The 22,302-nt window shown below is 70.0% G+C and carries 13 protein-coding genes and 1 pseudogene; 4 read left to right on the plus strand and 10 right to left on the minus strand.

Annotated features, from left to right (window positions below; genetic code table 11):
* Positions 1-83: 83 nt before the first annotated feature.
* Together ABZV77_RS39095 and ABZV77_RS39100 are read right to left on the minus strand one after the other, a co-directional pair.
* Positions 84-1,154: pseudogene (locus ABZV77_RS39095) on the minus strand (NDP-sugar synthase); the annotation flags it as partial.
* A 257-nt stretch (positions 1,155-1,411) separates the two neighbouring features.
* Entirely contained in the window at positions 1,412-6,358 is a 4,947-nt protein-coding gene (locus ABZV77_RS39100; protein ID WP_356267515.1) for an NAD-glutamate dehydrogenase, read from the minus strand.
* A gap of 471 nt (positions 6,359-6,829) precedes the next feature.
* Here ABZV77_RS39100 and ABZV77_RS39105 point away from each other — a divergent pair, with 471 nt between their 5' ends.
* Positions 6,830-7,396 (plus strand): DJ-1/PfpI family protein, encoded by a 567-nt coding sequence (locus ABZV77_RS39105; RefSeq protein ID WP_356267517.1) that lies wholly within the window; start codon positions 6,830-6,832, stop codon positions 7,394-7,396.
* Positions 7,397-7,860: 464 nt separating this feature from the next.
* Here the strand turns inward: ABZV77_RS39105 and ABZV77_RS39110 are convergent, their stop codons facing one another.
* The 3 genes from ABZV77_RS39110 to ABZV77_RS39120 all read right to left on the minus strand — a co-directional run bounded on the left by ABZV77_RS39110 (position 7,861) and on the right by ABZV77_RS39120 (position 11,734).
* Positions 7,861-10,185, minus strand: coding sequence for a LuxR C-terminal-related transcriptional regulator (locus ABZV77_RS39110; protein WP_356267519.1), 2,325 nt, complete (start codon positions 10,183-10,185; stop codon positions 7,861-7,863).
* A gap of 100 nt (positions 10,186-10,285) precedes the next feature.
* Positions 10,286-10,957: an HAD family hydrolase gene (locus tag ABZV77_RS39115; protein ID WP_356267521.1), complete on the minus strand. Its 672-nt coding sequence runs from the start codon at positions 10,955-10,957 to the stop codon at positions 10,286-10,288.
* 267 nt (positions 10,958-11,224) lie between these two features.
* Positions 11,225-11,734 carry a hypothetical protein gene (locus ABZV77_RS39120; RefSeq protein WP_356267523.1) on the minus strand — a complete coding sequence of 170 codons (510 nt, stop codon included), beginning with the start codon at positions 11,732-11,734 and terminating at the stop codon, positions 11,225-11,227.
* 314 nt (positions 11,735-12,048) lie between these two features.
* Here ABZV77_RS39120 and ABZV77_RS39125 point away from each other — a divergent pair, with 314 nt between their 5' ends.
* On the plus strand, positions 12,049-12,513 hold the full coding sequence (locus tag ABZV77_RS39125) for an Rv3235 family protein (RefSeq protein WP_356267585.1): 465 nt from the start codon (positions 12,049-12,051) through the stop codon (positions 12,511-12,513).
* 164 nt (positions 12,514-12,677) lie between these two features.
* Here the strand turns inward: ABZV77_RS39125 and secA are convergent, their stop codons facing one another.
* Complete coding sequence (secA, locus tag ABZV77_RS39130) at positions 12,678-15,521, minus strand: preprotein translocase subunit SecA (protein ID WP_356267525.1); 2,844 nt, start codon at positions 15,519-15,521, stop codon at positions 12,678-12,680.
* Between the two features lie 223 nt (positions 15,522-15,744).
* Between secA and ABZV77_RS39135 the strand changes: the two genes are divergently transcribed.
* Positions 15,745-16,317, plus strand: a complete 573-nt coding sequence (locus ABZV77_RS39135; RefSeq protein WP_356267527.1) for a GNAT family N-acetyltransferase — start codon at positions 15,745-15,747, stop codon at positions 16,315-16,317.
* 73 nt (positions 16,318-16,390) lie between these two features.
* Entirely contained in the window at positions 16,391-17,554 is a 1,164-nt protein-coding gene (locus tag ABZV77_RS39140; RefSeq protein ID WP_356267529.1) for a crosslink repair DNA glycosylase YcaQ family protein, read from the plus strand.
* On the opposite strand, the gene ABZV77_RS39145 is transcribed toward ABZV77_RS39140, so the two are convergent.
* From ABZV77_RS39145 to ABZV77_RS39160, 4 genes are all read right to left on the minus strand, one after another.
* A complete protein-coding gene (locus ABZV77_RS39145; RefSeq protein ID WP_055568536.1) occupies positions 17,547-18,290 on the minus strand; it encodes a response regulator transcription factor in 744 nt (247 codons plus the stop codon). The genes ABZV77_RS39140 and ABZV77_RS39145 overlap by 8 nt on opposite strands.
* Before the next feature lie 197 nt (positions 18,291-18,487).
* Positions 18,488-19,237: a ribosome-associated translation inhibitor RaiA gene (raiA, locus tag ABZV77_RS39150; RefSeq protein WP_356267531.1), complete on the minus strand. Its 750-nt coding sequence runs from the start codon at positions 19,235-19,237 to the stop codon at positions 18,488-18,490.
* A gap of 260 nt (positions 19,238-19,497) precedes the next feature.
* A complete protein-coding gene (locus tag ABZV77_RS39155) occupies positions 19,498-20,343 on the minus strand; it encodes a ComF family protein (RefSeq protein ID WP_356267532.1) in 846 nt (281 codons plus the stop codon).
* Positions 20,344-20,457: 114 nt separating this feature from the next.
* Positions 20,458-22,212, minus strand: coding sequence for an LpqB family beta-propeller domain-containing protein (locus ABZV77_RS39160; RefSeq protein ID WP_356267587.1), 1,755 nt, complete (start codon positions 22,210-22,212; stop codon positions 20,458-20,460).
* Positions 22,213-22,302 lie beyond the last annotated feature (90 nt).

Consider the following 22,302-nt stretch of genomic DNA (forward strand, 5'->3'; position numbering starts at 1 on the left):
TCGGTGGTACGGGAACCGGTCGGCACACCGGCACGGGAACCGGTCGGCACACCGGCAGAGGAAGAACCGTCCGGCACGTCGGGCGAGAACCGCAGCGCCGCATCGGGCAGCACCACCTCGCACCACACCCGCACCCCGGTCCGCAGTTCGTTGTCGGCCCCCACCTGCGCCCCGTCCCCCACGACCGCGCCGTGCAGGACGGTACGACGGCCGATGCGGGCGCCCGCCCCGACCAGGCTCAGCCGGACGTCGGCACCCGCCCCGACCTCCGCGCCGTCCAGCACGACCGAGCCGTGCACGAGCGCCCCCGCCCCGATCCGGGCACCCGCGCCCACGACGGTCCCCGCGGCGAGGCTGGCGTCCGGCGCGACCTCGGCGCCGGGCAGGACCAGGGACTCGCCCCGCTCCCCCGGCAGCGCGGGCGAGTCGACGACACCGCGTACGAGATCGGCCGAGGCCTGGACGAGCGCCTCGGGACGGCCGAGGTCCAACCAGTAGGTGTTCTCGACCTGCCCGTGCAGATGCGCGCCCCGGGCGAGCAGCGCCGGGAAGGTCTCCCGCTCCACCGACACGGCACGCCCCTGCGGAATCGCGTCGATCACGGACCGGCGGAAGACGTACGCCCCCGCGTTGATCTGGTCCGTGACGATCTCCTCGGGCGCCGTCGGCTTCTCGGTGAACGCGAGGACGCGGCCGTCGGCGTCGGTCGGGACGAGCCCGAAGGCGCGGGGGTCGTCGACGCGGGCGAGGTGGAGCGTGACGTCGGCGTCGCGCCGCGTGTGCGTGGCGACCAGGCCACGGACGTCGAGGCCGCTGAGGATGTCTCCGTTGAACACGAGGACGGGCTCGTCGCCCCCGCACCGCAGCCGTGCCGCGGCATTGCGGATGGCGCCGCCGGTCCCCAGGGGCTCGTCCTCGACGACGTACTCCAGTTCCAGGCCGTACGCCGATCCGTCGCCGAAGTGCGGTTCGAAGACCTCGGCGAGGTAGCAGGTGGCCATCACGACGTGGTCGACGCCTGCGGCCGCGAGGCGGGCGAGCTGGTGCGCGAGGAAGGGGACACCGGCCGCCGGGACCATCGGCTTCGGCGTGTGGACCGTGACCGGCCGCAGCCGGGTGCCCTGCCCGCCGACCAGCAGAATGGCTTCCGTCATCGCCTTACCGCGACCTTCCCTGCGCTTCGTGTCCAGCACCGTCAGCAGGCACCGCCATCCGGCACCGTCATCAGACAATCTCACCCACCTTAGACCAAATGTCTGAATTGATGGGTTATGGCGAATCTCATCACCCGTTCCGCGCCGCGGAGGCAACCATTCCGCCCATCTCGTACTCGGGGACGCACAAGGGGGCGCCCCGAGCCGAAAGGCCCGGGGCGCCCCCTTACACGTACCGCCGAAGAACCGCCTGAGAACTACGAGTGCGTGCGCAGCAACGTACGCATCGTCCGCATCGCCACCGAAAGGTTCGCCAGGTCGAACGCGTCCGAGCTCTGGATCTCCTCCAGCGTCGTCCGCGCCCGGCTCAGGATCGGGGCGTTCTTCTCCTCCCACGCCTTGAAGCGCTGCTCCGGCGTGGCCGCGCCGTCACCGGCGGCGAGGATGTCCGCCGTCAGTGCGGCGTGCGCCGCGTAGAGGTCCTCGCGGATGGAGGCGCGCGCCATGGACTGCCAGCGGTCGGCCCGCGGCAGCTCGATGATGCGGTCCATGAGCTGGGTGATGTGCAGCCGGTCGGCGAGGTCGTAGTAGACCTCGGCGACGTCCATCGGCTCCTTGCCCGTGCGGTCGGCGATCGCGACGATGTCGAGCGCGGGGAAGGCGGACGAGAATCCGGCGACCCGCTGGGCGAGCTCGTCGGGGACGCCCACGCCGGTCAGCTCGTCGCGGATGCTCTGGTACCACTCCTGGTCGGAGCCGCGGAGCAGCTTCGGCAGCTCGGCCCAGACCTCGGTGACGCCCTCGCTGAAGAAGGCGATGGTCTCGGCGAGCTGCAAGGGCTGCGGCCGGTTGTTGAGCAGCCAGCGCGAGCCGCGCTCGACGAGGCGGCGCGAGTGCAGCCGGATCCGGGTCTGGACGTCGGCGGCGACGACATTGTCGAGCGCCTCGACCGCGTCCCACACCTCACCGAGGCCGAAGATCTCCCGGGCGGCCGTCTGGGCCCGCACGATCTCCTCCAGCGAGGCGCCCGTCTCCTCCCGCAGCCGGTGCAGGAAGGTCGAGCCGCCGCTGTTCACCGTGTCGTTGACGAGGACGGTGGTGACGATCTCGCGGCGCAGCGCGTGCCCGTCGACCTGCTCGGGGAACTTCTCGTGCAGCGCCTTCGGGAAGTACGCGTGCAGCAGGCGCTGCAGGTACGGGTCGTCGGGCAGCGTCGTCTGGATCAGCTCGTCCGCGGCCGTGATCTTCGTGTAGGCGAGGAGCACGGCGAGCTCGGGCTGGGAGAGGCCGCGGCTGGAGTTGAGCAGCTCGCGGATCTGCCGGTCGTTGGGCAGGAACTCCAGGCCCCGGTCGAGGTGGCCCTGCTTGCCGAGCCTGCGCATGAAGCGCTGGTGGGCGTGGAGCAGGGACGGCGACTGGAAGACGGCGTTGGCCAGCGCGGTGTTCTGCGCGTAGTTGTTGCGCAGGACCAGGTGGCCGACCTCGTCGGTCATCTCGGCGAGCAGCTTGTTGCGCTGCTTGACCGTCATGTCGCCGTTGGCGACGACCGCGTTGAGCAGGATCTTGATGTTCACCTCGTGGTCGGAGGTGTCCACGCCCGCGCTGTTGTCGATCGCGTCGGTGTTGATGCGGCCGCCGGAGCGCGCGAACTCGATGCGGCCCAGCTGGGTCAGACCGAGGTTGCCGCCCTCGCCGACGACCTTGACGCGCAGGTCCTGGCCGTCCACGCGGATCGCGTCGTTGGCCTTGTCGCCGACGTCCGCGTTCGACTCGGCGGACGACTTCACGTACGTACCGATGCCGCCGTTCCACAGCAGGTCGACCGGCGCCTGGAGGATGGCCTTCATCAGGTCGGCCGGGGTCATCTTGGCGACGCCGGTCTCGATGCCGAGGGCCTCGCGGATGTGGGCGTTGAGCTGGATCGCCTTGGCGCTGCGCGGGAAGATCCCGCCGCCCGCGGAGAGCAGCTCCTTGTTGTAGTCGGCCCAGGACGAGCGCGGCAGCTCGAAGAGGCGGCGGCGCTCGGCGTACGAGGTCTCGGCGTCCGGCCGCGGGTCGATGAAGATGTGCCGGTGGTCGAAGGCGGCGACGAGGCGGATGTGCTCGGAGAGCAGCATGCCGTTGCCGAACACGTCACCGGACATGTCACCGACGCCGACGACCGTGAAGTCCTCGGACTGGGTGTCGGTGCCCAGCTCCCTGAAGTGCCGCTTGACGGACTCCCAGGCGCCGCGGGCGGTGATGCCCATGCCCTTGTGGTCGTACCCGGCGGAGCCGCCGGAGGCGAAGGCGTCGCCCAGCCAGAAGTTGTACGACTCGGCGACCTGGTTGGCGATGTCGGAGAACGTCGCCGTGCCCTTGTCGGCGGCGACCACCAGATAGGTGTCGTCCTCGTCGTGCCGGACGACGTCCGCCGGGGGCACGACCTCTCCGGCCACCAGGTTGTCGGTGATGTCGAGCAGCGCCGAGATGAACGTCTTGTAGCAGGCGACGCCCTCCGCCAGCCACGCGTCGCGGTCCTCCGCCGGGTCGGGCAGCTGCTTGGCGACGAAGCCGCCCTTGGCGCCGACGGGCACGATGACGGTGTTCTTCACCATCTGCGCCTTCACGAGGCCCAGGATCTCGGTCCGGAAGTCTTCCTTCCGGTCGGACCAGCGCAGACCGCCGCGCGCGACCTTGCCGAAGCGCAGGTGGACGCCCTCGACGCGGGGCGAGTACACCCAGATCTCGTACGCGGGACGGGGCGCGGGCAGGTCGGGGATGGCCTGCGGGTCGAACTTCATGGAGACGTAATTGTGCGACCTGCCGCCCTCCGCCTCCTGGAAGAAGTTGGTCCGCAGCGTCGCCTTGATGACGGTGAGGAAGGACCGCAGGATCCGGTCCTCGTCCAGCGAGGCAACCTGGTCGAGGGCCCCGTCCAGCTCCTCCAGGAGCCCGTCGGTCAGCTCGGTCCCGGCGCGCTGGCGGTCCGGCGACATCCGCGCCTCGAAGAGCGAGACGAGCAGCCGGGTGGTGTGGACGTTGTTGCGGAGGGTGTCCTCCATGTACTCCTGGCTGAACGTCGCACCGGCCTGGCGCAGGTACTTCGCGTAGGCCCGCAGCACCATCGCCTGACGCCAGTTGAGACCGGCCCCGAGCACCAGCGAGTTGAACCCGTCGACCTCGGCGGCACCGGTCCAGGCGGCGGCGAAGGCCTCCTGGAAGCGCTCGCGGCCGTCGTCGCCGAGGTAGTCGCCGTTGCCGTTCTGCGCCTTGGGCAGGCGCAGCCCGAAGTCGTAGATCCACGCGTTCGTACGGTCCGTGCAGCGCAGTTCGTACGGACGCTCGTCGGTGACCTCGACGCCCAGGCGCTGCAGCACCGGCAGGACGGCGGAGAGCGAGACCTGGCCGCCCGCGCGGTAGATCTTGAAACGGCGCTCGCCGGGGGCGGCGCCCACCGGCTCGTACAGGGAGAGCGCGAAGTCCTTGTCGCCCTGGGTGAGCTGCTCCAGGTGCTGGAGGTCGGCGACGGCGGCGCGCGGCGTGTGGTCGGCCTTGTACCCCTCGGGGAAGGCGCCCCCGTACTGGCGGAGCAGCTCGGCGGCGCGCTCCTCGCCGCACTCGGCGGTCAGCGCCTCCGCGAAGCCGTCGGCCCAGGAGCGGGCGGCCTCGACGAGGCGTGCCTCGATGCGCTCGACATCGGCGTCGGACAGATCGGGAACCTCACCGCCCTTGGGCACCCTGACCACGAAGTGGATACGGGAGAGGATCGACTCCGTGTTCCAGGCGGTGAAGTCGACGCTGGCGCCGTTCAGCTCCTCCTTGAGGATGTCGATGATCCGCAGCCGGACGCCGGTGGTGTAGCGGTCGCGCGGCAGGTAGACGAGGGCGGAGTAGTAGCGCCCGTACTCGTCCTTGCGCAGGTACAGCCGCAGCCGACGGCGCTCCTGTAGATAGAGAACGCTCGTCACGATGGACCGCAGCTCATCGGCGGGCGTCTGGAAGAGCTCGTCGCGCGGGTAGGTCTCCAGGATCTGGAGCAGGTCGCGCCCGTCGTGGCTGTTGGCGGAGAACCCGGCGCCCTTCAGCACCTCGGCGACCTTGCGGCGGATGACGGGCACGCGCCGCACGGACTCGGTGTACGCGGCGGACGAGAAGAGCCCGAGGAAGCGCCGCTCCCCCACCACGTTGCCCTCGGCGTCGAACTTCTTCACGCCGACGTAGTCGAGGTAGCTGGGGCGGTGCACGGTGGCCCGGCTGTTCGCCTTGGTGAGGACCAGGAGCCGGTGCTCACGGGCCTTGGCGCGCGCGTCGGCGGGCAGCCGGTTGAAGGACGGGCTCACCGGGTGGTGGTCGTCGCCGTCGTGCTGCGGGTCGGCGCGCAGGATGCCGAGGCCGGTGCCGGGGACGGCGGCGAGGGAGTCCTCGTCCGTGAGGGTGTACTCGCGGAAGCCCAGGAAGGTGAAGTGGTTGTCGGCCAGCCAGCGCAGCAGCTCGCGGGCCTCCCCGACCTCCTGGTCGGGCAGATCGCCCGCGGTGGGCTCGGCGGGCAGCTCGTCGGCGATGCGCAGCGCGGCGTCGCGCATCTTGTCCCAGTCCTCGACGGTCTCCCGGACGTCGCTGAGGATCCGCAGCAGATCGGCGGTGATCTGCTTCAGGTCCGCGCGGTCGGTCTCGCGGTCCATCTCGACGTGGATCCACGACTCGACGAACGCGTCGTGCGGCAGCTCGGCACCGGCCTCGGGGCTCAGCACCTCCAGGAGCTTTCCGGTCACGTCACGGCGCACCACGACCTGCGGGTGGATCACGACGTGGATGCCGCGCCCCTGCCGGGACAGCTCATTGGTGACGGAGTCGACGAGGAAGGGCATGTCGTCGGTGACCACCTCGACGACGGAGTGGCTGCAGGTCCAGCCGTTCTCCTCGACCGTCGGGGTGTGGACCCGCACGTTGGCCGTCCCCTGGGGGCGGTTCTCGGCGAGCCGGTAGTGGGAGAAGGCGGCTCCGAAGACGTCGACCGGGTCGCGGTCCGCAAGATCCTCGGGGGCGGTGTGCAGGTAGTACCGCTGGAGGAACGCGAGAGCCATGTCCTGATCCGGCGTGGCCTCGCTCGTCGACCCAGTCGGTGCACCGCTCGGTAGGCGCCCTCCGGCCGGGCTGTTCTCAGCTACCCGGGCGGCCCGCGCGAGCAGCTCGGTCTTGGCTTCGTCCAGCTTGGTCTGCATTGTCCTCTGACTCCTGTCGCGCGCCGTTGCGTGACGTAGAAGGAAGTGATGTGCCGTAACGCCGCGGCACGGGGTCTCCGGCCGGGTTCGACGTTATGCCGCGGTGATGTGCGAGCGGACAGCTTTCCGCCATTTTCAGCGATTCCACTGACGGATGGCTTGCTCGGCCGGGTCGGCCGCACCGCGAAGAAGCGTCAGCGAGGTCCCGGGCACGGTTGTCCACCGTGTTCCCCGGGCGCAGGGCGGGGGCATCCATGCCCCCGCGGGATATCGCGCTGATCACGGGTCCAGGCTATCGCCCCCCACCGGGCAGCCGTCATGAGCCGTATGTGTACAAAAGCAGGCTCCGAACTTTGACAGTCTGCACAGTCCGCCCGGTCACCACTCCCTCTTGGCAAAGAGCCACCGCACGGGCACGTTGGGCCCTGAGGGTCCGCGCAGGCGGCACCCGTCCGAGGGGAGCGCAGCGAAATGGCAGCGAAAATCCTGATCGTGACCGGCGACGCAGCCGAGTCACTCGAAGTCCTCTACCCCTTCCAGCGGCTGCGCGAGGAGGGGTACGACGTCCACATCGCGGCCCCGGCCCGCAAGAAGCTGCAGTTCGTGGTGCACGATTTCGAGCCGGGCTTCGACACGTACACGGAGAAGCCCGGCTACACCTGGCCCGCGGATCTCGCCTTCGCCGAGGTCGATCCCGGCCAGTACGCCGCCCTGGTGATCCCGGGCGGCCGGGCCCCCGAATACCTGCGCAACGACCCGGAACTCCGCAAGATCCTGAAATCCTTCTTCGACGCGGACAAGCCGGTGGCCCAGATCTGCCACGGCCCGCTCCTCACCGCAGCCATCGGCGGCCTCAGCGGCCGCAGGGTCACGGCGTACCCGGCCCTAGAGATGGACATGCAGACCGCAGGCGCAACGTTCCAGGACGCGGAGGTAGTGGTAGACGGAACCCTGGTGTCGTCCCGCGCATGGCCGGACCACTCGGGCTGGATGCGGGAATTCCTCACGGTCCTGCGCGCGAAGGCCCCGGTGACATAACCGGACCGACACCCTCCGCATAGGTATACGGAGCCGACGCCACCGCACCACACATCGGTATGCGGATCCTCACGCATACCGATGCCGGAACACCCACCCGACGGGCAGGCTCTCTCCTGCGCCACCACTCGGGCGGGGGCCGACCACTGTCATGGCAAGGCCCCCACACCCCGGTGACAGGCCCCAGCAGGGGCCTGCCCTTGTCGGCGAGGGCAGGCCCCACCCCGGCCCCGGACCCCGGCCGGGAGAGGCTCCCACCGGGCCGCAGCCGCGCGCGAAACGCGAGGGGCCGCGGGGGTATGTGCGCACGGAGCACCGAGCACACGTCGGCGCCCGGAAGAACGTGGCGGGGCCGCAGGGATGGCGAGTACGTACATACCCCCGCGGCCCCGCCCCAAGACGCCCGCACCCGCACCCGCACCCACCAGCAGACCCCAGGCACCCCCGCCCTACGCACCCCCGCCCTACACGCCCCCACCCCAAGGCGCCCCGCCAGACCCCGCAACCTCCACGGCCCCCGCAACCTCCGTACGCGACCCCACCCCCAACTTCGCCAAGATGTGCTCGACATGCGCATCCGCAGTCCGCTTGGAGATGACGAGCCGCTCGGCAATCTCCCGGTTCGACAGCCCCTGCGCAACGAGCACAGCCACTTCCCGCTCCCGCCGGGTCAACGCATCACGCCCGCCCCGACGCCCAACCCCACCCCCAGATGCGACCCCCCGCCCAGGCGTATCCACATCCCCCCGCACCGCATCAAGAACCTGCCGCCCGGACAACCGCGCCCCCACCGCATGCCACCGATCGAACTGCTTGCCGCCCAACGCCTCCCGCACCGACTTTCGCGCAGCCTCCTGCTGCTCCAGGAGCGAGGGCAGCATCCCGATCGGATCCCCGCCCAACCGCCGCGCGTTCTCCGCGTACCCGAACAGCCAGGCGGCCCGCACCTGCCGCCCTTCATGCGCCGCCGCCCAGGCGAGCCCGTGGCAGCACATCGCGGCCACGAGGATCTCGTCGACCTCGCCCGCCGCCTCCATCCCCCGGCACAGCGAGACGACCCCCGCCTCCCGCTCCCCCGCGAGCCACCGCACGAGCCCCTGCGCCATCAGCGTGGACCCGTAGACCTGCCGCTCCCCCGTGCCCTCCAGCAGACTCAGCCCCTGCTCGCACAGCTCAAGAGCCCCACTCGTGTCCCCGAGGACGGCCCGCAGCAGAGCGGCCTCGTAGCCCATGACGACCAGCCCGAGCCGGTTGTCGCTCTCGACCATCCGCCGCCGCACGTCCACGAGCCGCTCAAGCCCCGCCGCGTCACCGCACAGCGCCGCGAGCCCGTGGGCGTACGCCTCGGCGAACTGCGCGACCTGCTCGTCGCCCGCGCGCTCCGCGGACTCCTGGGCCAGCGCCATCCGCTCGACGGCGGTCGGGAGATCCGCGGTCCAGACACCGAACGCGCCGGTCGCCAGCAGCCCCCAGGCCCGCGCCGAACAGTCCTCGGGAACGCGCTCAAGACCCTTCTCGATCCAGTACCCGCCCTCCGAGAGCGTCCCGGAGGCCCGCCAGTGCGGCCAGAGCCTGGCGGCGAGCCGGAGTCCTTCCCGCGCCCGCCCATCGGTCTCGTACGCGTACTCCAGAGCAGCCCGCAACCCGGCCATCTCCGCGCGGACGGCACGGTGCAGCGCGGGCTGCGTGGCACCGAGCAGCCCGTCCTCGAAGCGCCGCCCCAGGTCCCGGTAGTAAGCGAAGTGCCGCGCACGAAGCGCGACACCCCCATCGGCCTCCACCGCACCGAGCCGTTCGGCCCCGTACTCCCGCAGCGTGTCGAGGAGCCGATACCGGTTCCCGGACTCTCCCAGCCGCTGCACCACGGACTTGTCGACGAGCCCGATGAGCTGCCCCAGGACCTCCCCCACGGGCAGGCTCTCGTCCCCGCAGACCTGCTCGGCGGCCGCCAGCTCGAAGGACCCGGCGAAGACGGACAGCCGCGCCCACAGCACCTGCTCGTCCGGGGTGCACAGGTCGTGCGACCAGTCGATGGCCGTACGCAAGGTCTGGTGCCGCGACAGGGCGGTACGCCGCCCCCCGGTCAGCACCTGGAACCGATCGTCGAGCCGAGCCACCAGCTCCTCGATCGACACAGCCCGCAATCGCACAGCGGCGAGCTCCAGAGCCAGGGGAATGCAGTCGAGCCGATGCACCAGCGCGGCCAGCCGCTCCCGGTTCTCGACGCTCACGCGGAACCCGGGCACGACGGCGGCGGCCCGCTGCGCGAACAGCTCCACCGCGTCGTCCGGCGCGAGCGGCGGGACGGGACAGCAGTGCTCCCCCGGCACGTCCAGCGGCTGCCGACTGGTGGCGAGCACACACACGTCGACGGCCTCGCGCAGCAGGATGTCGGAGAGCATCGCGCACGCGTCGACCAGATGCTCACAGGTGTCGAGCACGATGAGCAGCCGCCGCCCCTGCAGATGCGCCACCACCGCGTCGAGCGGCGCCATGCCCGACTGCTCCGGCAGTTCGAGGACCGCGGCCAGCGTGGCGGGAATCAGCTCCGGATCCCGCAACGCGGACAGCTCGGCCAGCCACACCCCATCAGGAAACCGCTCCCCGAGCCCCGCGGCGGCCCGCAGCGCGGTGCGGCTCTTGCCCACCCCGCCCGGCCCCACCAACGTCACCAGCCGTGCGTACGCGAACGCCGCGCGCACCTGCGCCAGTTCATCCACCCGTCCGACGAACGAGGTCAACTCGGCAGGGAGTTGCCCACCCCGCCGCTGCCCGAAGCCGAAACCCATCGCGTAACCGCCCCCGTCACGTCGTCCCGCCAGGCCGAGGTTCCCACCTCAGCGTACGCAGAACGGCGCGGAGCGTAAGCGGAAACCCCCGCAACCACCCTCAGGCGACGAGCCGTTCGGCCTGCTCGACGGCCTCATCGAGACTGTCGACGACGGGCACCCCGGCAAGCTCCAGACTCGCCCGACTGTGTGACCCCCCGGTGTACAGAACGGCCTGCGCCCCCACATGAGCAGCGGCAACGGCATCGTCAACGGCATCCCCGATGACAACGACCCTCCCCACATCGAGAGGCTCGTCAAAGGCCTCCAGGTGCCGCACCATCCGCGCGGCCTTACCGGCATGCGACGTGTCGGTCCGCCCGTCGATCCGTACGAAGTACTCGTGGATCCCGTGCCTGCGCACGATCGGAATCAGCCGCTCGTGCGGGGCGAGCGACAGCAACGACTGCGTACGCCCGTCGGCCCGCCGCGCGGCCAACAGCTCGGACGCCCCCTCGGCCAGCCCGCAGGCATCCGCACGTGCCCAGTAGTGCTTGTGGAAGACGGTGTCCATGACCTGCCACTCGGCATCGGTGGGCAGCCGCCCCATCAGCCGCTCATAGAACCGAGGAATCGGCACGCAGTACAGATCGCGATACCGCTCCAACGTGATCGCCTCGAGCCCGAGCTCCGCGAAGGAGGCATTGGTCGCCTCGATCACCGCATGAATGTCATGCAGCAAGGTCCCGTTCCAGTCCCACACGATATGCGCCCCGCGCAGCAGCTTCCCCATCCCAAAAACCTACCCGCAGTCACAAACACCCACCGCCCCACAGCCGCGCACGACGGAAGGGAGCACGACAACACCCACCGGCCCGCAGCCGCGTACGAAACGGGAGGGGCCGCGGGGGTATGTGCGCACGGAGCACCGAGCACACGCTGACCTGCGGAGACATCGGACGCGGCGCAGGGATGGCGAGTACGTACATACCCCCGCGGCCCCGCACCCACAACCGCCCCCAAGGCGCAGACGCCCACCCAAGGCGCCCCGCCAGCCCCCTCAGCGACCGATCACCCCAGGAATCTCCTGCGTCGCAAACCACAACAGCTCATGATCCTCAACCCCGTCCACCACGAACCGCGCATCATCGTCCCCCTGATCCGCCGCCCCCAGCACCGAAGCCGCCGCCGCCACGTCCCCCTCCGCGTCCCCGGAGTCCACATGCACGGCCGCCGCCTTGGCCAACGGCAGCGCCTCAGCGATCCGCACCTCCCCGAGCGCCCCCCGATCGAGCCCCCGGTCAGGGTCGGCCACAGCCGCCCCGTCCGGCACATCGGCCGCAACGACCACCCGCAGCCGCGCCGCCCCGGGATCCCCCGCGATCAGCCGCAACGACGCCGCCGCCGCCCGGTTCAACGCCGCGTACTCAAGCTCCTCGATGTCGTCCGAGACGTACCACTCCCGCAGAGCGGGGGTCACGGCATAGGCGACCAGCGGCCCGGGCCCAAGCTCCCCCGCCTCGTACGCCTCGGCGAGCCGGGGCAGGGTCAGAGGAACGTAGACGCGCATGGCTGACCACTTTCGTCCGTGTCCGCACGCGGGCGGATCTAGGGGCCTGGAAGACCTCCAGGATACGTGCGGGAGTCCCCCATCGAGCTCCCCGCACACCCCTCCCAGCCGTCAACCAACGCCCCGACCTTCACCCACCCCACCCCCGAGCCCCCAACGCCTCCAGCCCCCCGCACCCCCCAGATAGGTGAACCCCCACCCCACCCCGACCACCCCTCCCCGCCCCTTGCCGCCCCGCCTCTCGCCCCCGTACAAGATCCCCCAACGAAAAGTTACTCCTCGGTACCAGCGAGAGGCCCCCCATGCGCAAGGTGATGACAAGGCCCCGCCCCCGCCCGACCACAACCCGCCCACCCGCAGGCCGCCCACCCACCCGAAGCGACCACCGCCGCCCACTACCCACTGCCACTGCCACCCCCACCCCCACCCCCACTGCCACCCGCCCGATCCCCGCCCAACCACCCCCACACCCCACAGAGATCTTCGCGGAACGCCTCGTCCTGGTCCTCAGCGGCCAGCGCCCGATGCACTGGGTGGCCCGCCACATCGCCAACACGGCGTTCGACGAGCTGGCCCGCCTGGCGGAGCTGAGGCCGCTCTGCACGGACGGCCACCGCCCCACGATCCACCGGATCGGCCACTACCAGCCGCACCCCGAGACCTACGAGGTATTCGCCCGCATCGCAACGGGCCCGAGGCTGCGAGCGCTGGCGTTCCGCCTGACGCTGGGAACGGACCGCAGATGGCGCTGCACAGCAGTAGAAACAGACCCCCGGTAAAAGCCCCCACCCCAGACCCACAACCCACACCCCACACCCCCAACCCACACCCGCAACCCACACCCCAACCCACACCCCAACAACGCCAAAGGGGCCGGGCAAAAGCCCGACCCCTCAGCTCACGTAGCGCCCACATCGCTCAAGTAACAGCGACAGCGCCCCCGCTACTTCTTACGACGCCGCCCACCCTTCTGAGCCTTGCGCCGCTCCGCACGAGTCATCCCGTCCGACTCGGACCGCGCCTCCGCACCGTCCGTGACGAAGTCGCCCTCGTCGACCCCGCCCTCGGCGTTCGGCGCCTGGAAGTGCAGCCGGTCGGGCCGCTGCGGAGCCTCGAGCCCCTTGGCGTGAATCTCCGGCCGAGAGGCCCCCGCCCCCGCCCCCGCAGGCACCGCGTCCTGCGCGCCGTCCTTGGCCAGCGACGGAGCCGCATCGTCGACGGGAACTTCCTCGACCTGCTGCTCGACCTGGACCTCCAGGTTGAACAGGTAGCCGACGGACTCTTCCTTGATGCCGTCCATCATGGCGTTGAACATGTCGAAGCCCTCGCGCTGGTACTCGACCAGCGGGTCCTTCTGCGCCATGGCACGGAGGCCGATGCCCTCCTGGAGGTAGTCCATCTCGTACAGGTGCTCACGCCACTTGCGGTCCAGAACGGAGAGAACAACCCGCCGCTCCAGCTCACGCATGATGTCGGAGCCGAGCTGCGCCTCACGCGCCCCGTACTGCTCGTGGATGTCTTCCTTGATGGACTCGGAGATGAACTCCGCCGTGAGGCCCGCGCGGTCGCCCGCGTCCTCCTCGAGCTCCTCCACGGTGACCTTGACGGGGTAGAGCTGCTTGAACGCACCCCACAGCCGGTCCACGTCCCATTCCTCGGCGAAGCCCTCGGCGGTCTCCGCGGAGATGTACGCGTCGATGGTGTCGTCCATGAAGTGCGTGATCTGGTCCTGCAGATCCTCGCCCTCCAGGACGCGGCGCCGCTCGCCGTAGATGACCTCGCGCTGCCGGTTGAGGACCTCGTCGTACTTGAGGACGTTCTTCCGGGTCTCGAAGTTCTGCTGCTCGACCTGCGACTGGGCGGACGCGATCGCGCGGGTGACCATCTTGTTCTCGATCGGCACGTCGTCCGGCACATTCGCCATGGACATCACGCGCTCGACCATCTGCGCCTTGAAGAGCCGCATCAGGTCGTCACCGAGGGACAGATAGAACCGCGACTCGCCGGGGTCGCCCTGACGTCCGGAACGACCGCGCAGCTGGTTGTCGATGCGGCGCGACTCGTGCCGCTCCGTGCCCAGCACGTACAGCCCGCCGAGGTCCTTGACCTCCTCGAACTCCGCCTTGACGGCGCGCTCGGCCTTCTCCATGGCGGCGGGCAGCGCCGCGGCCCACTCCTCGACGTGCTCGACGGGGTCGAGGCCACGCTGGCGCAGCTCCGCCTCGGCGAGGTCGTCGGGGTTGCCGCCGAGCTTGATGTCGGTGCCTCGTCCGGCCATGTTCGTGGCGACGGTGACGGCGCCCTTGCGACCGGCCTGGGCGATGATCGGCGCCTCACGGTCGTGCTGCTTCGCGTTCAGCACTTCGTGCTGGACACCGCGCTTGGAGAGCTGCTGCGAGAGGTACTCCGACTTCTCGACGGAGGTGGTGCCGACCAGGATCGGCTGCCCCTTCTCGTGCTTCTCCGCGATGTCGTCGACGACGGCGGCGAACTTCGCGACCTCGGTGCGGTAGATCAGGTCGGACTGGTCCGCGCGGACCATCGGCCGGTTCGTCGGGATCGGCACGACGCCCAGCTTGTAGATCTGGTGGAACTCGGCGGCCTCGGTCATGGCCGTACCGGTCATGCCGGAGAGGCCGCTGTCGTAACCGTCGCGCTTGTAGAGGCGGAAGAAGTTCTGGAGGGTGATGGTCGCAAGGGTCTGGTTCTCGTCCTTGATGTCCACCCCTTCCTTCGCCTCGATCGCCTGGTGCATGCCCTCGTTGTAGCGGCGGCCGGCGAGGATACGGCCGGTGTGCTCGTCGACGATCATGACTTCGCCGTCGATGACGACGTAATCCTTGTCCTTCTTGAAGAGTTCCTTGGCCTTGATGGCGTTGTTGAGGTAACCCACCAGAGGCGTGTTCACCGACTCGTACAGATTGTCGATGCCGAGCCAGTCCTCGACCTTGGCGACGCCGGGCTCGTGGATGGCGACGGTGCGCTTCTTCTCGTCGACCTCGTAGTCCCCGGTCTCCTCGATGCCCTTGAGCTGGTTGCCGGGCTCACCCTTGGTGAGGCGGGTGACCAGCTTGGCGAAGTCGCCGTACCACTTGGTGGCCTGGTCGGCGGGGCCGGAGATGATCAGGGGCGTACGGGCCTCGTCGACGAGGATCGAGTCGACCTCGTCGACGATCGCGAAGTTGTGACCGCGCTGGACGAGCTCGTCCTGCGACCAGGCCATGTTGTCGCGGAGGTAGTCGAAGCCGAACTCGTTGTTCGTGCCGTACGTGATGTCGCAGGCGTACTGCTCGCGACGCTGGGCCGGGGTCATGTTGGCCAGGATGCAGCCGACCTTCAGGCCCAGGAACTTGTGGACGCGGCCCATCATCTCGGAGTCGCGCTCGGCCAGGTAGTCATTGACCGTGATGAGGTGGACGCCCTTGTCGGACAGGGCGTTCAGATACGCGGGCAGGGTGCCTACGAGGGTCTTGCCCTCGCCGGTCTTCATCTCCGCGACATAGCCCATGTGCAGCGCGGCGCCGCCCATCATCTGGACGTCGTAGTGGCGCTGGCCCAGGACGCGCTTGGCGGCCTCACGGACCGTCGCAAAGGCCTCGGGAAGGAGGTCGTCGAGCGTCTCGCCGTCGGCGTAACGCTCCTTGTACTCCTGGGTCAGGGCGCGCAGCTCGGCGTCGGAGAGGCTGACGAAGTCCTCTTCGATGGAGTTGACCTGGTCCGCGATGCGGTGCAGCTTGCGCAGGATCTTGCCTTCGCCTGCACGCATGATCTTCGAGAGGACGGACACGGGGGTTGGTCTCCTTGCCGGTCGGGCCTGGCATGGTCGGTTTTACTCGTCGGGCAACGGCCATCGTATGCGAGGACCGGGCCGCGCCGGGAGGTGTGCCATGAGGTCAACGGACGAGGAGCGCCGAAGGTGCCGGGTTGGGCCCATGAGTGCGCCGTGAGAGCTGATCACGAAAGCCGGTAAAACGCTGGATCCGAGGGCTCCGTCCCAGCAGAATCGTTTGATGGAGCCCGTCACTCTCACCACCGAACGTCTGTTCCTCCGCGCCTTCGCGCCCGAGGACACGGACGAGACCTACGCGGCCTGCCAGGACCCCGAGATCCAGCGCTGGACGACCATCCCGTCGCCGTACACGCGCGTGGACGCCGAGACCTTCATCAACCGCATCGTCCCGGACGAATGGCGCGACGACGTGGAGTACACCTTCGCCGTGCGCCCCCGGGAGGGCGGCCCGCTGCTCGCCGCGGCCAGCCTGCACCACCCGCGCTCGGGCACCTGGGAGGTCGGCTACTGGACGGCCGAGGCGCACCGGGGCCGCGGCTATATGACGGAGACGGTGCTCGGCCTCGCCCGCTGGGCGTTCACGGACCTGCGCTGCACCCGCCTGGAGTGGCGCGCGGAGGTCGGCAACACCGGCTCGCGGGCGGTCGTGGAGAGGGCCGGATTCACCGTGGAGGGCGTCCACCGCGCGGGCCTGCTCAACAAGGGCACGCTCCGTGACTGCTGGGTCGGCGCACTGCTCCCCTCGGACATCGGAGTGCCGTCGCCACACCCGTACCTGCCCGCGAAGGTATGAGGAACGAGCGTGAGGAACGGGCGTGAGTGACCAACCATCAGCGCTGTCAGTGGCTCCCCCTATCGTTCGGACCATGACGAGCCTGCCGAGTCCCGCCCTCGACCTCTCCGCCGACGAGGCCCGCCGCATCGCCCTGCGCGCGCAGGGCTTCCTGGGAGCGCCCGACCGCAGGTCCGGCGTGCGGGGCGTCCTGCGCCACCTCGGCGCGGTCCAGCTCGACACGATCTCGGTCCTGGCCCGCTCCCACGAACTGATTCCGTACGCACGCCTGGGCGCCGTGGCCCGCGACACCGTCGAGGCGGCGTACTGGACGCAGACCCACGCTTTCGAGTACTGGTCGCACGCCGCGTGCATCCTCCCCATCGAGGAGTGGCCGCACTTCGCCTTCCGCCGCCGTGCCTACCGCAGCCGCCCGCACTGGCACCACGACCTGCCCGCGGGGGCGTACGACCAGGTGATCAAGCAGCTGCGCGCGGAAGGCCCGCTCACCGCGACGGAGCTGGGCGGCGCGAAGAACAAGGGCGAGTGGTGGGACTGGTCCGAGTCGAAGATCGCCGTCGAGCGGGCGCTGATGCACGGCGAGGTGGTGTGCACGGAGCGCCGCTCCTGGAAGCGGGTGTACGACCTGGCGGAGCGCGCCGTCCCGGAAGCGCTGCGCCACGACGACCTGGACGACGCGGAGTGCCTGCGCCGTCTGGTCCGGCTTGCGGGCGAGGCGCTGGGCGTCGGCACCCGCGCGGACATCGCGGACTACCACCGCCTCAAGGGCGAGCAGTTCGACGCGGTGGTCGCGGAGTCGGGCCTGGTGCCGGTGACGGTGCAGGGCTGGGACAAGCCCGCCTGGGCGGACCCGAAGGCCCTGGAGACGACGCCCCGCGGACGGCACCGCACGACGCTGCTGTCCCCGTTCGACTCGCTGATCTGGGAGCGGGCGCGCACGGAGCGGATCTTCGGCTTCACCCACCGCCTCGAGGCGTACGTGCCCAAGCCGAAGCGGATCCACGGCTATTTCGCGATGCCGCTGCTCTCCGGCGGCAGGCTCCTCGGCCGGGTCGACCCCGCGCGCGAGGGCAGCACACTGGTGGCCAGGCAGGTCTCGCTGGACTCCCCGAAGGCGGTCGCGCCGATGGCTCAGGCGCTGCTCGAAGCGGCGTCCTGGGTGGGCTGCGACTCCGTACGGGTGGAGCGGATGGACCGCCCCGAGCTGACGGCCGACCTGGTGCGGGCCCTCACCTGATCTCCAGGATCTTCTCCCGCATCGCGTAGACCACGGCTTCCATCCTGGAGTGCAGCTGGAGCTTCTCCAGGATGTTGCGCACGTGGTTCTTCACGGTGTTCTCGGAGATGAACAACTCCTTGGCGATGTCGCGGTTGTTCATCCCGGTGGCGACCAGCTTCAGCACTTCGAGCTCCCGGTCGGTCAGCCGGGGCGCGGGGACGAGCCGCCGCTCGTCCGTGCGCTGGATCATCGACTTGAACTCGGTGAGCAGCTTGGACGCCATCGAGGGGCTGATCTGCGACTGCCCGTCGGCCACCGCGCGGATCGCCGTGGCCACCTCGTCCGTGGAGATCTCCTTGAGGAGATAGCCGGTGGCGCCCGCCTTGATCGCGTCGTAGAGGTCGGCCTCCTCGTCGCTGATCGTCAGCATGATGATCTTCGCGCTCGGCGCCACCTCCTTGATGGAGGTGCACGCCTCGATGCCGCCGCGCTTCGGCATGCGTACGTCCATGAGCACGATGTCGGGCAGCAGATCGGCGGCCTTGTCCACCGCCTCGGCGCCGTCGCCCGCCTCGCCGACCACCTGGATGTCCTCCTCGGCGGCGAGGACGATCTCCAGACCCCGGCGGAAGAGGGCGTGGTCATCCACCACAAGGACCCTGATGGGCTCCTTGCGTGGGGCGCCCGCATCCGTGCCGATGCCGATGCCGTCGCCGGCACCCTCGTGACGCATCGGTCCGAAGCTGTCCGCCATCGTTCCTCCCCCATGAAGGCCCGCGGCCTGTTGTGCCTCTGCTGCGCCAACGCCAGGCTGCAGCACACCGGTTGACCGGCCCGCCCATGATTTCATGCCCGGCGCCGGTGCGGTGCGCGCACTGGGCGCACGGTGGTGCCCCTGGGGGCGCACAGGCGCTCCAGGGGCACCACAACGGCTGTCACAGGGGGCGACGGTCAGCCGCCGAGGGCCCCGCCTCCGCCACCCGTCTCGGCCTTGGCGACCATCGGGTCGGTGTTCAGGCGGATGACGCCGTAGTCGTATGCGTGCCTTCGGTAGACGACGCTGGGTTCCTTGGACTCGGAGTCGACGAACAAGTAGAAGTCGTGTCCGACCAGTTCCATCTCGTAGAGCGCCTGGTCGAGCGACATGGGGGCCGCGACGTGCGTCTTCTCGCGGACCACGAGGGGGCCTTCGCCCTGGACCTCCAGGGAGCCGATCCTCTTGACGGGCACGCCGTCCGGCTCTTCCTCACGTACGACGGTGCCGTCTCCGTTGAGCGTCGCCGCGTCCGGCACCCGCTCGGCCACTTCGGCGGCCGAAAGCCTGCCGTTGCCGCGCCGGTTGTGGCGCTTCTCGTGCTGCTTGCGCAGTCGTGCGTCGAGCTTGGCGGTGGCCAGGTCGAGCGCCGCGTAGGGATCTGTTGCCGAGGCCTCCGCGCGAATCACGGGCCCGCGCCCGCGGACGGTGATCTCCACGCGGTCGGAACGGTCGGCCTGACGCGGGTTGGTTTCCTTGGACACCTCGACGTCGAGGCTGATCACCTTGCCGTCGAGCTTCTGGATCTTGTCCAGCTTCAGCTTCTCGGCCACGTGCTTGCGGAACCGCTCGGGCACCTCGGTCTTGCGGCCCTTGACGACGATGTCCACGCAGAACTCCGTTCCCGGATTGCTCCGCTTCGGCCGCGGAGCATCTCCCTTTTGCACCAGACTCCGGTGACTGCCGGAGCCTCGGACTCGGTGACTTCCACCTCCTCCTCCCCCGTGGGCGAGATCTCCACCCCACCGGCCCGGGTGATTGCGGAAAAACCCGCGGACCGGCATTCCGATATACGAGGTCCGGCGTCCGCCATTCCTCATACAACCGAACATATCTCGCCTGAGCGGATGTCGTCACCCTCTACTGCCGCGTACCTCCATTCAGGTGTATCCACCCTCTCACTACCTGCAACGATGCAAGTTCTCAATCAGTTCCGGTTTATTTCGAAAGAATCCGGTGGTGCGGCGACAACGGCCGCACCGATCGCTTTCCCGCGGCCGGAAACAGACCTTCGTGCGACCCCGGATACCGGGTCCCGCAAGGCCTCCGCTGCCCTGTTCTTTTCCGTGTGTACGGCACGTAATGCACGGGTCGCCTCCGCCAAAGAGGCGCCGGTGGTCATGAGGTCGTCCACGACCACGACTCGGCCATCACCTCCCAGCAACCGTCCGCCGCCTGCGGTCACCTCCAGGGCGCCCGCCAGATTGGCCTGCCGCTGCCGGGAGTCGAGCCCCGACTGGTCGGCCACCGCGCGCCGTTGACGCAGCACCGCGAGCACGCGCGCCGGGATTCCCGCCCGCCGCAGCTCACCCGCCGCGGCGAAGGCGATCCGTCGCGCCGGATCGTGCCCGCGGGCCCGCACAGCGGCCCGCGACGAGGGCACAGGCACGAGCGACACCGGCATCACACGCCCCTGTGGGCCATCCTGCGTGCCGCCTACCCCACTTCGCGCCCCCGTATCACCCCGAGCCCCGGATTCGCCCCGCAGAACGGCACACACGGCTCCGGCCAGCGCCACGCCGAGCGATCCGGCAAGCCCCAGGGCGCCACGCTCCTTGTGCGCGAGCAGCACGGCCCGAGCCGCGTCCTCGTACGGCACTGCGGCGAACACGACGGGCAGTCCGGGCGGCTCCGGCTCCGGTCGCACCCGGCGCGGCACGGCCCCGCACAGGGCGGCACGGCACTCGTCGCAGAGCGCGGTCCGAGGCCTCCCGCAGCCTCCGCACTCGGTCGGCAACACCAGGTCGGTGAGGTCCTGCCACCACCCCCGCATGTCCCCACTGTGCCAAGGGCGGGACGGCGCGGCCACCCCTGTGGATAACTGCCTGTGGACAACTCCCTGCCGCCTGAGGACGGCCACCCGGAACACCCCGAGGCCGCCCCGGGCTCACCCCGGATAGACCGGCGCCAGCCCTTCCTTCACGACCGTCTGCCACTGCGACCCCGTCGGCAGCCGCACGATCCCGTCGTCCGAGTGCGCCACCAACGGCTGCCGCTCGTCCTCGGACGCCGCGACCTCCTGGACGCCGGTCAGGCCCGGCAGTGCGGTGCGGGGAAGCACCGACCCGTCGCACTGGACGTACCGGATCTGCTGGACCCCGCCGGTCTCCCTGCCGACCACCACGAGGCTGCTGCCGCCCGCCCACGACATGGCCGTGACCTCTTCCATCTGCGGCGCCGCGGGGGTCGGGTCGAGGACGGAGATCTCGGGCTTCTCCCCCTTGCGGGTGTCCCGGTCGGCGCGGCCGATCCACAGGGACTTCTTGCCGTCCTTCTCCACGAGGAGGGCGATGCGCACGCCGTCGGCCGACACCCGCACCTCCCGGATGTGCCCGTCCAGAGCGGGAACCTCGACCTCGACCGGCTCGCCCGAGCCCTGTTCGAGCCAGAGCAGCCGCGGCCGCTTCGGATCCCGGTCGGCCACCCACAGGTTGCCCCTGCCGTCCCAGCTGGGCGTGGAGAGGCGGTCCTCCTCCGACTTGGCCTTGCTGCGCACCTGCGCCTTGCCGAGCGTCCCGTCCGAGAGCAGCGAGCCCGTGTACAGCGTCTTGCCGTCGAGGGACACCCCGGCCGCGCGCTGCTCGTCACGCGAGACCGCCGCCGAGCGCAGCGGCTGGTCACCGGTGCCGAGGACACCCGCCACCGGCTCGGGGTCGACCGAGCCCCCTGCGTTGGCCGACATCCGCACCAGCCGGTGCTTCTCGTCGACGAAGTACTGGTAGCCGGGGCGGTCCGTGCTGGGGTGGGACGCGACGGTCTCGGCACGCTCCTGACTCAGTACACAGAGCATCGAGCCGTTGGAACGCTGCAGCGTCACCTGCTCGACCCCCGAAGGCGTCAGGTCCTGCAAGGTGAAGAGCAGTTGCGCCGCCATCTCCTTGCACTTCGTCTGCCCGGTGCCGTCGGACCGGCTGTTCAGCTGCACCGTCAACCTGTTCTGGTCGTCCAGCGTCAGCGATTTGCCGGGGTCCTTGAGCTCCGTACCGCTCCGGAAACTCGAGAGCACCACCGGCCGGAGCCAGTTGGTCGGCCCCTCCAGCAGCGTCTTCACCGTCTGCGTCAACGGGTCGATCCGCTGGCGGATGTACACGGGGTCCGCGACGAGCCCCGTCCGGCCGTTCACACCCGCGCCGGTGGGCCCGGCGAAGTAGTACTTGTTGACGGACCGGTAGATCCGCTGGAAGTCCGATTCCCCGAGCACCACGCCCGGCGGCGGCTTGTCGATCCGCCACTCGTTCCCGCCCGGTCCGCCGTCCTGGCTCAGGTGCACGGACTGGGTGTAGGACGCGTCCTCGGGGCGGTACGCGTGCTGTGCGTCCACCCTCGCGACCTGCCGACCGGTCAGGGAGTAGCGGCGGCTGCCCTCACCGTCGTTGCCCGCGTTGCCCGCGTCCGTGTTCGGACCGTCGGCGAGCACCGTCGTGGACTCCTCCGGATCCCACTCCTGCGACGCCTTCTTGGTCAGATACTTGCGCGCCATCGCGAACTGCGGGTCATCACTGGTCAGCGCCTCCAGGAAGCCCTGCACGATCTCCACGGGCCGGGCGCCCTCGCGCGGCGGCATCGCGTAGACGCGGACCTGCGACTGCGAGTCCGGCCGCTGCGAGGCGTCGACGGACTTCAGGTTCCCGCTGTCCGGCATCGAGGCGCAGCCGGCCAGGAGCGCCCCGCAGCTGCCCAGCAGCAGTCCGGTGCGCAGCAGGCCCCTGCGGCCCGCACGGCGGCCGCGCCC

The organism is Streptomyces sp. NPDC004732, assembly GCF_040609235.1.
Lineage (GTDB): Bacteria > Actinomycetota > Actinomycetes > Streptomycetales > Streptomycetaceae > Streptomyces.